A 13,337-nucleotide genomic window follows, 5' to 3' on the forward strand; every position below is an offset into this window, starting at 1 on the left:
TCTCGTGAGCATTTCTCACCACTGCCACTCGCTTCTCGCCACCGCATCGTGGGCATGCAAACTTTCTGCGTGAACTACTTTTAGCTGGTACCCAGAAATATCAGCCATCTTTCTAAGTGCAGCATCCAGACGTTTGGCTGCATCTTCACAGAACATAAGATTCTGGCCATTGGCGAGGGCAAATGCCTGCTCATCGATACGTTTAACGGCTGTCTGTAACGCTGTCCCTAGAGCACTCTCAATACGCTCAATAAGTTCGGCAAGCGGTATGCCATCGTTTCCTGCCAGCCGTATGGAACAGTGGGCGACGCTGCGCTGGCTATGCGGCGTCGCGAGAACACCCTCTTCACTTCCCAACCACGCAAGTACGGCCTGTTTGGTTAACGGTATCTCTTCAAAATCTTCCGCAAACGCTTGCTGAATTAGCTGCCGCGCTAATGCAGCGGAACAGGGGCATGTTGAGGAGTAACCAACGGCTACGTCTAACTCTACCTTGAAACCTGATGGTGTGAGCTGGCTGCGCAGTGTAAACGGATAGCCTTTCCAACCTGACAAAGGGCTGATGAGCGCGTCACGTTTAAGTAATACCTCCCCACTGAACGTTAGGTAAGCGTTTTCTGATAATGCTTGGTGACTCTCTAAAAAGGCCGCAAGAACACGATGAAGTAACGTAGGCGTTAGTGGCTGGTGTTCTAATGCATCCAATGCGGTATACAGCCGTGACATGTGGATACCACGAGCACAGGTTTCCTCAAGGCTAACACCAGCTGACACATTGGCGTTCACTTGGCTCCCCGCCAGCTGTACTGGCAACGCAATGCCTTCCATACCAACCCAGGAAAGCGTGCCCGGCAAACGTGAAGGTTGTTGGGCAATATCGGGTAACGTAAAAGCCATCATTGCATTGCCTCGTTAGTTGATGAGTTAAAGGGTGTGAAAAAACGATAAAGCTGCGCCACAGTGGCAGGCGCGACATTTTGAGTAATGAAGACAAACCGAGAAATGCGGTCATTAACACACTGCATCGGCAGGGGCGTCGGCGGATGGAAAATGTGCTGGACGCCGTGCAGCGCGAGCGGCTCATCACGATCGGTAAGGTGTACAATCGCTTTGATACGTAGCATTTTTGCACCCATCAACGACATCAATAGATCCAGCCAATTTTCCAAAGCGTCCGGGGTAATTAGCGCCTCCACACAAAAACAAAACGCATTGATATTTTCACCATGGCGAGTCAGCGTTGGCTGGCTAGTGGGCTGTACAAATGCAGCACTATTGTCCCCATGACGACTCCTCTCGTGATTGACATCTTCAGCATGGATAACGCTGTAACGTGCCGACTTAAGCCACTGGTCTACCTGGTAACGTTGAGAATCCCGACGAAAGAGCCCTGCGCCTACCAATAACTTGGGTGAAAGGTTACCGTTCACCACCTGCCACTGCTCTGCTGCCGGGTTAATGGACGCCAGTTGGTTAGCCAGTGGTGCTAGGCGGCCTTCGTCAACTAAGTCAGTTTTGGTGATGAGTAATCGGTCAGCTATCGCTATCTGGCGCTGTGACTCACGATGCGCTTGCAACGTTGCCTCACCGTTCGCAGCATCGACACAGCACACCACGCTATCCAACTGAAAACGGTGAGCAAGCCAGTGATCGGTCATTAACAGCTGTAAAATGGGTGCGGGATCGGCAAGTCCTGTGGTTTCAATAACAACACGGGAAGGTGCTGGTTTACCTGCGGCCAACAGCGAATCAATAGCCTGCTGTAGTGTGCGGCTCAAGTCTCCTCTCAATGTGCAACACAAACAGCCACTGCTCATCTCCACCACTGCTTGCTCATCGCTTTGCGTAATCAACTGATGATCAAGACCAATATCACCAAACTCATTAATCACGATCAGCGTGTTTTGCATTGACGCTTGGTGTACCCAGCGATTAAGTAATGTTGTCTTACCGCTCCCTAAAAAGCCGGTCAGTACATTAACTGGTGTCAGCATGGAGAATTGCATCACTCCCCCCGTGCCTTTCGGAAATGGTGCTCTTTACGCTCTTGGCGCTCCTTCGCTTCAATGCAAAGTTTTGCCGTTGGACGAAAAAGTAGGCGTGGAATACCAATGGGCTCGCCAGTTTCTTCACAGAAGCCGTATTCACCATTTTCGATACGCTGTAAAGCTGCATTAATATTATTGACCAACCGACTTTCGCGATCTGCTTGGCGAAGTGACAACCGTAGCTCCTCCTCAAACGAGGCCTGATCAGCCTCGTCGCTATCTCTCTCATGGGAGGCGATAGCCGTTTTCACCTCTTTTAAATGCGCCTCAAGCTCCGCACGTTCATTCAAAAGCCGCTGACGGAAAAACGCAAGCTGTGCGGCATTCATGTAGTCGTCTGCTGATGAGGTCAACAGCAAAGCCTCCTCAGCTTTTTTTGCATCTATGAATTCAGCGCCATTGTCTGTTCTGGCAGTTATTGACTGAGTGATATCGGGTTGCAATGTATGGCCTCCTATTGATAAAAACGTTATAACATAACAAATAAAGCTCTGCGACCTAACCTTTCTCAATGCTAATGCACTGCCAAACGTAACAGGAGATCTAAATGCCTACCCCAGACTCCCATCAAGCTGCATCTTGGGTGCTACCACAACAAGCCGCACTGGATACCGACATCAGCGTACTTCCGCGTATATTTGAAGAACAGATTAACATCGCTATTCTGCACCGCGCTCTGCCCGCCGATGTGGCGCTAAGCGCAAACGCACAGAGCCAGACATCGCGAGACTGGCAGTACGCATGGCTTGGCAGCCCTAAAGATGACTTTAAAAATGACTTGCGCCGAAAGCTCCCAGAGCCGTCAGCGGGTGATGCACTGGTTGATGATATAACCATCATTGCTGAAGCTATCGCATTCCTGTTTGATACCGACACTGTGGGCATTCGTTTACGCTTACTAACGGCGGCGATGTGCCCACGCTTTCACTGCGACAACTTGTCGGTACGCTTAGTAACCACCTATGTTGGCCCAGGCAGTGAATGGTTACCTGAAAGTGCCATTAACCGCGCCGGGCTAGGTGCACCAACATCTGATCGCCCAGAGATTATCAACGACCCAACTGCCATTCAGCGTTTGCAGGCTGGTGACATCGCGTTAATAAAAGGCAGTGGCTGGGTAGGCTGTGAAGAACACGGTTTAGTACACCGCAGCCCCTCTTTGGAGGCAGGTCAAAAGCGGCTACTGCTAACCATTGATCCCGCTTAACGCCTTGAACTTGTCACTAATCCGTCATTCCCCCCTGATAAGGTTTAATAAATTAAATCGCTCATGGGAATGGTCATGCATAACAAACTACTGCTTGCAGGTGTCATAAGTCTCTCGATGTTAACAACCACGGCGTTTGCTGAGTCATTAGGCAACCTAGCCTTTTCTGAAACAACGCCCTATTCCTCAGCAATGACCCTAAAAGATGATTTCACCATTGTAGGTGATGACGATTTAATGGCGATGGATGCCATTAATAGCAATGGTTTTGCTAACGCCATTATCGAGATACCAACAGGCACATCTGCCAAATGGGAAGTTAGCAAAGAAGACCCAAACGCGGTTTATTGGGAGTATAAAGACGGCGAGCCGCGCGTTGTAAATTACTTGGGTTATCCCGGCAATTATGGCGCCATTCCTGGTACTGCCCTGCCCAAAGAACTAGGCGGTGACGGTGACCCACTAGATGTCATCGTATTAGGCCAAGCATTACCGCGCGGTGAAGTCGTTGATGTACGTGTTATTGGCGTTTTAAAAATGTTAGACGACGGCGAGCAAGACGACAAACTGGTGGCAGTGCTTACCCAGGATTCACCGTTTGCCCATATCGAAAGTATGCAGCAACTCGATAGTGAGTTTCCTGGCGTTAGCCAGATCGTTGATATCTGGTTTGCGAATTACAAAGGCCCTGATGGTGGCATGGAAGGTCTAGGGTTTGAAGACGCCGAATCTGCATTAACCGTACTAGAAGCAGCGGCTGAGAATTTTTCAGCCCCACAATAAACTTATCGAATAAGACCGCCAAAATTTACGTCGTTTAACCGTCACTGCTCTAACCAATAGAGCAGTGACGTTTTCCTATTTATACATTGTGCTCATTAGCCCTGTTACTTGCATTTATTGCGGCCAAAACACCATGACGTTGATACGTTCTTAGCATGCTCTCGAGGGCTGCCTGCAGGTAGTGAGTAGATGCGGGGCCTTTGGAGTCTTTGGTGAGATGGCTCGGTTTGCCATCTTGTAGCAGGCTGATCTCGCCTTTTTCTAGTGCCACTGAGGTGGCTGTTTTCAGTTGTTCAAAAGACACTGGGGTTTCCAGTAACTTGGCCAGAACCATAGCAAGCGGGGAAAGTGCCACCATTTCATGCCAGGGCGAAGTTGCCCAGCCATTACCATGGCGAATGACCCCACTGTGCCACTGCCACTTAACTGTTGCGGGATCAGCTTCTGCCTCTGCATTTACTGTCGCCATTTGGCTAGCCACGTGTGTGCGTATGCGTACGTGACCACGAATCACATAGGTTTCCAGAAACGCTAAAGCGAGCGCTCGGGCATCCTGCCCAGTAGAAAGCTGGCCGCTGGCAATAAGCGCGGCGGTCAGCTGGTCTACGTTAAGGGTAGCAGGGTAGACTTTCGAGAGTGCTTCCATAAATGCATATTCTAGGGCACTGCCCGGTATGACCTCACCGCCCCGCCAATCCGTGTAAGTTTTAGGCTGACGCGTATCACTGGTAATCTGATGATCAAAGAAGACGCCAGCAACGTAGAATTTCTGCAAGCGCTCAGCATCCAGTGCATAGCGAATTTTTGCCTGTTGAGATTTATGCACTAGCAGGGTCTGCCGGAAGGCACGATTACGCACAAAATCAAGGTACTGCTCTAGCTGCTCTTGATGGGTAACTTCTTTACTTAATGGTTCGGCAATAGAGGAGGCATAATTGCTTAGGAACATAGTGTTGGGCTCAGCTTCTGCCAGATACCCCAGTCCATACTCACCTGCCAGCGCCATAAAGTCCTTGAAATACATCGGCTGGTTACAGGGCTCTAGGAACTCGTGGAGCAGGTAGCTGGCTTTACCTTGGCGGATGTGGTCGGCATTTTCATCCAGCACTTTCCGTAAAACGCTATTATCCAGGCTGACCTGCTGAAGAAAATCCACCATGCCCATAGCGTAGGAGAGTTTTTCTTCCGGCGTGACGCGCTCAGCACCCCGCAACAGCATGGCATCACGGATGATCTCCTTGGTTTTCCAACCTGGGTACGTGTTGTAGCTGATATAGGCAATACCGCTTTCGCTCAAGTTTTCAGAGCAAACTCGTAAAATAGCCTGCTGTACTGATGTGGGCACCCAGCTAAACACGCCGTGACAAATAATATAATCATAAGGCTGCTCAGCCTTACCTATCTCTTCAATATTAACGGCTTGTAGACGCACATTGGCTAACCCAATCTCATTTAGCCGCGCTTTGCCATGGTTAATCTGCACGTCGGAAAGGTCGATACCCACCACCTGAGCCTGGGGGTTACGAGCGGCATAAGGGAAAATATTCTCCCCAGCAGAGCAGCCGATTTCTAGCACCCTTGCCGTTGCTGGGTCTGGCGCGTCAAGGCCGAATAGAAAAGCCAGTGCATGAAGATGCTCTGGTGCTGTTTGCGGAAAGGGATGAGATTCGTAGGGTACGCTGTCGTAGCTCTGCTTCAACAGGGAAACGAGGTCTTTTGTCATATTCGTTACCATAGTCGTTACTGTGCGAAAGGCGTACCCTTCTACTGCTTAGCACGCATGGCTCAGAATATACGAACGATGTGATTTGTCGTGCATTTGGTTTACTTATGCCGTTTAAGTACCGTTTATCGATAACGTTGCCGCATCTATCTCCAGACAAAAGCACCCAGGGTTAGTGTTAAGCCCGCAGTGGTAGTGCCGCGCCAATAGCGACAAAAATACCTCCACAGGTGCGGTTGAAACCACGGCCAACACGCTTCAACCAATGACGAATGCGGTTAGCCATATTGGCAAGCAAGCCTTCAACTAAGCATTCAATGATCACAAAGGTGCCTGCCAGTACGAAAAACTGCAGGATCAAGCTACGTTGCGGATCAATAAACTGAGGTAAAAATGCGCTGAAAAACAGCAGCACTTTTGGGTTAGTGATGGATGACAGTGCGCCTTGGCGGTATAGATGCCAGCCACTCTTCCAACTGGCATTCACATCAACTTCCCCACTGATAGGCGGTGAACGCCATACCTGAATACCCAGCCATACAAGGTAGGCTCCGCCGACCCATTTCAGCACGGTTAGCCACACCACAGACGACTTAACCAGCGCCCCAATACCAAACAAACACAGGGCGATGATCAAGATAAATCCTGTAGCGCCCCCGGCGATAGTGAACAGTGTTTTTCGGCTGCCATGCAGCGCCCCGTGGGTAAGCGCCAGCAGGCCGTTCGGCCCTGGTGAAAGCGACAAGCCTATGCAGGCAATGAAATATAGCAACCATGTATCGAATAACATGTTAATGCACCACCCACTGGTAAGTACGCTTGAGCTGCCAGCATGTCACTGCCACTCAGCGTTTTCCACCAGTTAATAGACTAATACTAAAACGCCTCCAAAAAGGAGGCGTTGGACGAACAAGTCGCGCGCTGGCATCTAACGTTTACGCAAATACTTGGTTCCATTCACTGCGCTTAGCCAGCAGGTCTTTAGCAAGCTCTTGGGCACCTTCCAGGCTGTGACTGGCGGCCCAGCCGCACTGCATTTCATTACAGGCGGGTACTTCCGTTGCGGTTAGCACATCATTTAGCGTCTTCTCGATGATACTTAACACATCGTCATAATCATCGTGGTTGATCATTGCGATATAAAAACCGGTTTGGCAGCCCATCGGGCTAATGTCAACCACCTTGTCGGTGTGATTACGCGACATCTCAGCCATCAAGTGCTCTAAGGAGTGCAGTGCCGGCATCTCCATGTGCCCTTTATTAGGCTGGCAAATGCGCAAATCATACTTATGAATGCGGTCGCCATGTTGGCCTTCTTTAATATCAGCCAAACGTACGTAAGGCGCTTTTACCTTGGTATGGTCCAGGTTAAAGCTTTCGACGTTCATTTTCTTTTCGGTCATATTGGCTCCGTCATCTTGGTATATCGCTTGCGTCGTCTAAACAACCGCTAGTGCTTTTTACACCTTAGGAGCGTCAAAGTTCCACGGCTCGTCGGTATAGACACACACGTTTGCATCTTCAATGTCGCCCTCAGGGGACTCAACGTGCTTAGCGAAAAAATCTTGAATCTCTTTACGCTGGCAATGGGCCTCAAACTCTTCACGGCTGGCCCAAATTTCGTGAAATACAATTGGATAGCTGGTGCCTTGGGCAAACGGGTTATCAATCTGCCGCGTGACGGTGTAGTGAATACAGGCATCTTCGCGATGGGTGTTAGGTTCTAAAGCTTGCAGTGCCTTAAATACCGCTTCTTCTTTTCCGGCCTTGGGCTTAAAGCTGGCGATACAGTAAATTTTTTCTGACATGGTTATATCCTAAGCGGTTGAGTGGGCATCATTATGCGGCCTGTCGATGCGGGTTCACAACCTAACGACTCATTCGGTCCGCCAGCGCTTCTAAATCAGTTACCGTCATATCCGGTTCACCTCCCCAGGGGTCAAACGGAGCGTCAGAGTGACGGCGCACCCAGGCGCTGCGCAAGCCAGCATGGGTTGCCCCAATGACATCAAACGGGTTGCTGGAAATCAGCCAGGTGTGTTCTGGGCGTGCTTCTAAGCGGGTGCGTAAATAAGCATATACGGCGGGGTCCGGCTTGAAGCGTTTAACATCATCAACACTGACCACGTCATCCATATGGCTTTCCACGCCCGCGCGCGTAAGTAGCTTAGTGACGGCTTCTTGAGTGCCGTTAGAAAACGCCACGCAGCGAATACCCGCATCACGGAGCTGGTCAAGCGCGGGGATCACATCGGGAAATGCAGGCAACTCAGCATAGACGGCCATTAAGTGGTCTTGGTCGTTATCTGATAGGCCCGTTTGCAGCGCGCGGTCGGTGAATACTAATGCCTCCCGCGTGCATTCCGAAAACGGCACATAAGCCCCCATCAACCCATGACGAAAGCTATATTCCAGCTGTTTTTCCCGCCAACGCTTAGCAAACTCTGCTGCTTTGGTGGCATCACTAAGGCGGCGTTCCAACTCTACCGATACCCCTTGGGTATCAATAAGCGTGCCGTATACATCAAAGGCGAGTACTGGTTGCATGACAGCTCCTGGCGTGGTGGATAAGACAATCATTGGCGATAGGTGGTTTTATTTCTCTAGCATAGCTGCCCTCTTAAAAAACAAAAACGCCGCTGCATCGGGCAGCGGCGTTTGGCTAGCAATACGCGTTATTAAATTGTAAAAGCGGCTTCTTGCTGACCGGTTTTAAGATCGCCAGAACGCACCAACTCATCAGTCACGCGATCAATGGCACGCTTGGCACGACCAATCATTTCGTCAACTTCAGAGCGGTTAATAGTCAGCGGTGGCGCAAAGCCCAGAATATCGCCTTGCGGCATGGCACGGGCAATCAGATTCTCTTCCATTGCTGCTGCTGCGACACGCGGGCCAACTTTAAGTGCTGGGTCGAAATGCAGGCGCTGTTTGGCGTCTGGAGAGAACTCTAGCGCGGCCATTAGGCCAACACCGCGTACGTCGCCCAGTAACGGATGACCCTCAAAGGTGGCCTTGAGCTGCTGCTGGAAGTAACCGCCAGTTTCGGCAGAGTTACCTACTAGATTTTCGCGCTCGATAATATCCAGGTTAGCAAGGCCTGCGGCACAGCCCAGTGCGTGACCTGAATAGGTCCAACCATGACCGATGGGACCAAATTCGCCGGTTCCCTGCTCCAGTACCTTCCATACTTTGTCGCCAACAATCACGCCAGAAAGCGGCTGGTAGGCGCTAGTTAGCCCTTTAGCAATGGTGACCAAGTCAGGCTTCATGTTGTAGTGGTGGCTACCAAAGTCTGAACCGGTACGGCCAAAGCCACATACGACTTCGTCAGCGATCAATAGTACATCGTACTTATTCAGTACCGCTTGAATGGCATCCCAATAGCCTTCTGGCGGCGGCACGATACCACCGGTACCCAGTACCGGCTCACCAATAAAGGCCGCCACGGTGTCGGGGCCTTCTTCCAGAATCATCGCTTCCAGCTTATCGGCACAGTAGCCAGAAAATTCACGCTCGGTCATGCCGTGCTGTTCTGCCGCGCGCAGATAGTAATGCGGTGCTTCGGTATGGCGAATGGTGTCAATCGGCAGATCAAAGTGGTCGTGGAACGCTTTCAAACCGGTGAGCGAGCCGGAAGCGATGCCGGAACCGTGATAACCACGCATACGCGAGATCACTTTTTTCTTCTGCGGGCGACCCAGCACGTTGTTGTAGTAGCGCACAATTTTGAGCTGGGTTTCGTTAGCGTCAGACCCTGACATGCCGTAGTAAACCTTAGACATGTTCATACCGGCAATTTTCAGAATGCGCTCAGAAAGCTCAATCTGCGGCTCGTTCGAGTGGCCCACATAAGTATGGTAATAAGAAAGTTCTAGCGCTTGCTTATAGATCGCTTCGGCTACTTCAGTGCGGCCATAGCCGATATTGACGCAGTAAAGACCCGCAAAGCCATCGATAAACTCACGACCATCTTTGTCGACGATATTAATACCCTTGCCGCCGATAATAACACGGCCTGGTAAATCACCATGGGCGAAGTCGCGAAGGTGGGTTGAGGCGTGAAAAGTGACTTTACGGTCGCGTTCGATCAGATCCTGATGCAAGCTCATAACGTTCTCTCTATACAGTAAACCTCCCCATTGGTTGGAGAGGGTGTTTTATCATTGGTGACTCATAATTTGCGCACCTAGCGAACCTTTCGCCCGGCGGAGCCAACCTCTCACAAGCGCTCTAGCATTACTAAGTTGCGGTTATGGGAGAGCGTTTTAGCGCGCGACGGTTAGCTTCCCGAGACGGAACCTAGCGCCCCTAGGCAGTAATACTTTGTTTCTAAATACTCATCGATACCCGTAGCGCCGCCTTCACGGCCCAGGCCGGACTGTTTCACGCCACCAAAAGGCACTGGTGGTCCAGTCATTTTCACTGAGTTGACGCTGACCATGCCATACTCAAGCGCACGCATTAGCTTCCAAATGCGGCGAATATCGTGGGTGTAGATATAAGCTGCTAAGCCATACTCAGTGTCGTTGGCCATCTCAATGACGTCGTCGTCGCTACTATAAGCGGTAATACCGGCCACAGGTGCAAAGTTTTCTTCACGCCATACTTTCATCTGCGGCGTCACGTTGGTTAACAGCACCGGCATAAAGAAGTTATCACCCGGCGCTTGGCTTTGATCGCCTGCAATCATCGTGGCGCCTTTGGAAATCGCATCATCGACAATCGATGCCGCTTTTTCGACAGCCTGACGGTGGATAAGCGGGCCAAGGTCAACTTCCCCATGCAGGCCGTTACCCACAGTCAGTGCCGCCATGCGCTCAGTAAATTGCTCAACGAATTCATCGTGGATAGATTCGTGTACCAGAATACGGTTGGCTGCCAAGCAATCTTGTCCTGCCGTCTGGAATTTCGCCGAGACTGCGGCATAAGCGGCCTCTTTAGGGTCCATATCAGGCCCCACGATAAACGGCGCGTTGCCACCTAGTTCCAGCGATAGGCGTTTAACCGTGTTTGCGCTCTGTTCGATTAACAATCGGCCAACACGGGTGGAACCAGTGAACGAAAGCGCGCGAATACGCGGCTCGCTGCACAAAATTTTCGAGACCTCGGCAGGATCACCCAACACGACGTTAAAAATACCGTCTGGAATACCTGCCCGCTCGGCAAGCTCCGCCAGCGCCAGCGCTGAAAATGGCGTTTCATTGGCAGGCTTAATGATTACCGGGCAGCCAGCCGCCAATGCCGCTGCGGCCTTGCGGGTAATCATGGCCAGCGGGAAGTTCCACGGCGTAATCATCGCCGCAATACCGACCGGCTCCTTAATGGTGCCAAGTGAGGCGTTGGGGATATGGCTGGGAATGGTTTCGCCGTAGGTGCGTTTACCTTCTTCAGCGAACCAGCGCACGAAACTGGCACCGTATTCGACTTCACCACGAGCATCTGGCAGCGGCTTACCCTGCTCCAACGTCATGATGGTCGCTAGATCTTCACGGTTCGCTTGAATCAAGTCGTACCATGCCAGCAGCCTCTCGCAGCGTTCGTCAGCACGCAAGGCGCGCCAGTGAACAAAAGCGGCTTCGGCCGCATCAACTGCAGCGGTAATTTGTTCGGCTTCCAGCAGCGGAATGTGCCCAATGACTTCGTTCGTCGCGGGGTCGTAGACGGCTTCTTCACGGCCAGCATCGCCATGCGTCCATTTCCCGTCGATGTAGGCGTACTGCCGGAACAGGCGCGGATCTTCCAGGCGTTTAACAAGCGTCGTCGATAGTAGGGTCATGGGCACCTCCCCAGGTTGCAGCCATTTACGGTGAAGCCAAGCATGGCCAGCAAGCCGTTGCGCATAAAACGATAGGTCATCAGCTCAGCTGAAAACTGAACTGATTCAGTGTGTGTAGGTTAAGGGAGTTAGCGCACGAAGTGTTTTTGAAAGCGCCGGAGAATTCCGGCACTTTTTTTGTGAAAGTCTATTTTGAAGGGTGTTTTTTCGGGGCGGTCCTTTAAATCACGGCAGCGACAAACCGCGGCAACGACAAACCACTACAGCGACGTGCTGCAGTCCACACCGATAGGTTCATGCTTAACTGTTTTCGTAACGATGTAGGTAAAGTAGCGCTCAATACCCGCATCAGATACCAGCCATTTGTCGATTAAGCGCTGATAGCTATCAATGGTGCGGGCTTCAAACTTAACTAAGTAATCGACGCCGCCCCCTACTGCCACACACTCAGTTACTTCTGGCGTCTGCATGACCAAGGCTTCAAAGCGGGAAAAACTTTCAGCGTTGTGCTGTTTGAGTTCAATCTGCACCCAAACAGGGTTGCGCGGCACCAATACCTCGGCATTGATGCGCGCAGTGTAGCCCTCAATCACCCCGGCATTTTCCAGCCGTTTCACCCGCTCCCAGCAGGGGCTAACCGAGAGATTAATCGCTTCGGCGAGCTTCGACTTGGTTATCCGGCCATCCCGCGCGAGAATATCAAGGATCTTTAGGTCATAACGGTCTAGTTTCATCATGCCGGATGTTACGCCTCCAGGCGTTCAACAACATCGGCAATCACCGCTAAGGTGTCCCCCATATTGATTAACGATGGCGCTCGGCGAGCCATTAAAATACCGTCGCGTTCCGCTTTATAAGCCACTGGCGCGGTACCGCTGCGGGTCATGTCGTACACATAGGCAATGGTTTGACCATTTTTCACTTCATCACCCAGCGCCACCAACAGCTCTAACACCCCAGAGTGCTGGCTTTGCACGTAGCAGCTGGCATCCGGCATATCGAGGTACATCTGCCCGCCTGCAGGCATAGTGATGGTGCCTTCCACCAGTCCGTAATGAATTAAAAAGTTGCGTACGCCACGCTCTGCAATCGCAATACTTTGGGGAGTAGACGTGCCGCCGCCGCCAAGTTCGGTAGCCACAAACACTTTGCCCTGACGCTCACAGGCAGTATCGAATAGCTTTTCTGCGTCTAGCTCGAACATCACCATGGCGTAGGGGGCACCGAATGCTTTGGCACCCTCTAGCGCCGCCTGCTGTTGAGCCTTGTTGTCTAACACATGGGAGGCGCCAAACGGCAGAATATCCAGGGTACGCCCGCCAGAGTGCAGATCGAGCACGACATCGCTCATGGGCACCAATACACGGGTAAAATAATCAGCAATTTGCGATGTTACGGTACCGTTAGGATCACCGGGAAAACTACGGTTCAGATTGCCTTTATCCATTGGCGACGTGCGCTTGCCCGCCATAACTGCGGGGGTATTCATACACGGCACAATAATTACTCGGCCACTCACCTCTTCAGCTTTCAACGTGGAAGATAGTTTAAGCAGCGAGGTAATGCCTTCGTATTCATCACCATGATTACCGCCAGTTAGTAGCGCCGTGGGGCCTTCCCCATTTTTCACTACGGTGATAGGAATCATCACCGCGCCCCAGGCAGACTCATCGGTCGAAATCGGCAGTTTTAAAAAGCCGTGTTGAATGCCGTCGGCGTCGAAATCAACGGTGGCAGAAATAGGGCTTGGCCGCAGTTGGTTCGGTTGAAGCGTCATCGTATGTCCCTTGTATTGTA

The 13,337-nt window shown here is 51.4% G+C and carries 14 protein-coding genes; 2 read left to right on the forward strand and 12 right to left on the reverse strand.

Annotated features, from left to right (window positions below; translation table 11 throughout):
- Positions 1-15 precede the first annotated feature (15 nt).
- From folE2 to dksA, 3 genes are read right to left on the reverse strand one after another with little or no spacing between them, the layout of a single operon-like run.
- Positions 16-900 (reverse strand): GTP cyclohydrolase FolE2, encoded by an 885-nt coding sequence (gene folE2 / locus K1Y77_RS13125; protein ID WP_030073886.1) that lies wholly within the window; start codon positions 898-900, stop codon positions 16-18.
- On the reverse strand, positions 897-2,006 hold the full coding sequence (locus K1Y77_RS13130; RefSeq protein WP_264428945.1) for a CobW family GTP-binding protein: 1,110 nt from the start codon (positions 2,004-2,006) through the stop codon (positions 897-899). Before K1Y77_RS13130 ends, folE2 begins: the two co-directional genes overlap by 4 nt.
- Positions 2,006-2,377 (reverse strand): RNA polymerase-binding protein DksA, encoded by a 372-nt coding sequence (dksA, locus tag K1Y77_RS13135; protein WP_264431482.1) that lies wholly within the window; start codon positions 2,375-2,377, stop codon positions 2,006-2,008. The genes K1Y77_RS13130 and dksA overlap by 1 nt, the downstream gene beginning before the upstream one ends.
- 218 nt (positions 2,378-2,595) lie before the next feature.
- Here dksA and K1Y77_RS13140 point away from each other — a divergent pair, with 218 nt between their 5' ends.
- On the forward strand, positions 2,596-3,255 hold the full coding sequence (locus K1Y77_RS13140; protein WP_264428947.1) for a DUF1826 domain-containing protein: 660 nt from the start codon (positions 2,596-2,598) through the stop codon (positions 3,253-3,255).
- 75 nt (positions 3,256-3,330) lie between these two features.
- Complete coding sequence (locus K1Y77_RS13145) at positions 3,331-4,038, forward strand: inorganic diphosphatase (protein WP_264428949.1); 708 nt, start codon at positions 3,331-3,333, stop codon at positions 4,036-4,038.
- A 79-nt stretch (positions 4,039-4,117) separates the two neighbouring features.
- Here K1Y77_RS13145 and K1Y77_RS13150 read toward each other — a convergent pair whose 3' ends face one another.
- The 9 genes from K1Y77_RS13150 to doeB all read right to left on the reverse strand — a co-directional run bounded on the left by K1Y77_RS13150 (position 4,118) and on the right by doeB (position 13,317).
- On the reverse strand, positions 4,118-5,761 hold the full coding sequence (locus K1Y77_RS13150; RefSeq protein WP_264428951.1) for a class I SAM-dependent methyltransferase: 1,644 nt from the start codon (positions 5,759-5,761) through the stop codon (positions 4,118-4,120).
- 178 nt (positions 5,762-5,939) lie between these two features.
- Positions 5,940-6,551, reverse strand: a complete 612-nt coding sequence (locus tag K1Y77_RS13155) for a LysE family translocator (RefSeq protein ID WP_030073898.1) — start codon at positions 6,549-6,551, stop codon at positions 5,940-5,942.
- 145 nt (positions 6,552-6,696) lie between these two features.
- Positions 6,697-7,164 carry an S-ribosylhomocysteine lyase gene (locus K1Y77_RS13160; RefSeq protein ID WP_030073899.1) on the reverse strand — a complete coding sequence of 156 codons (468 nt, stop codon included), beginning with the start codon at positions 7,162-7,164 and terminating at the stop codon, positions 6,697-6,699.
- 57 nt (positions 7,165-7,221) lie between these two features.
- Entirely contained in the window at positions 7,222-7,569 is a 348-nt protein-coding gene (locus K1Y77_RS13165; protein ID WP_030073901.1) for a putative quinol monooxygenase, read from the reverse strand.
- Positions 7,570-7,630: 61 nt separating this feature from the next.
- On the reverse strand, positions 7,631-8,308 hold the full coding sequence (locus K1Y77_RS13170; protein ID WP_030073903.1) for a haloacid dehalogenase type II: 678 nt from the start codon (positions 8,306-8,308) through the stop codon (positions 7,631-7,633).
- Between the two features lie 131 nt (positions 8,309-8,439).
- Entirely contained in the window at positions 8,440-9,873 is a 1,434-nt protein-coding gene (locus K1Y77_RS13175; RefSeq protein WP_264428956.1) for an aspartate aminotransferase family protein, read from the reverse strand.
- Between the two features lie 170 nt (positions 9,874-10,043).
- Positions 10,044-11,540, reverse strand: coding sequence for an NAD-dependent succinate-semialdehyde dehydrogenase (locus tag K1Y77_RS13180; protein ID WP_264017684.1), 1,497 nt, complete (start codon positions 11,538-11,540; stop codon positions 10,044-10,046).
- A 260-nt stretch (positions 11,541-11,800) separates the two neighbouring features.
- A complete protein-coding gene (locus K1Y77_RS13185) occupies positions 11,801-12,277 on the reverse strand; it encodes an Lrp/AsnC family transcriptional regulator (protein ID WP_030073909.1) in 477 nt (158 codons plus the stop codon).
- Between the two features lie 8 nt (positions 12,278-12,285).
- Complete coding sequence (gene doeB / locus K1Y77_RS13190; protein WP_264428959.1) at positions 12,286-13,317, reverse strand: N(2)-acetyl-L-2,4-diaminobutanoate deacetylase DoeB; 1,032 nt, start codon at positions 13,315-13,317, stop codon at positions 12,286-12,288.
- Positions 13,318-13,337 lie beyond the last annotated feature (20 nt).

It is taken from the genome of Halomonas qaidamensis, assembly GCF_025917315.1.
Classification (GTDB): domain Bacteria; phylum Pseudomonadota; class Gammaproteobacteria; order Pseudomonadales; family Halomonadaceae; genus Vreelandella; species Vreelandella qaidamensis.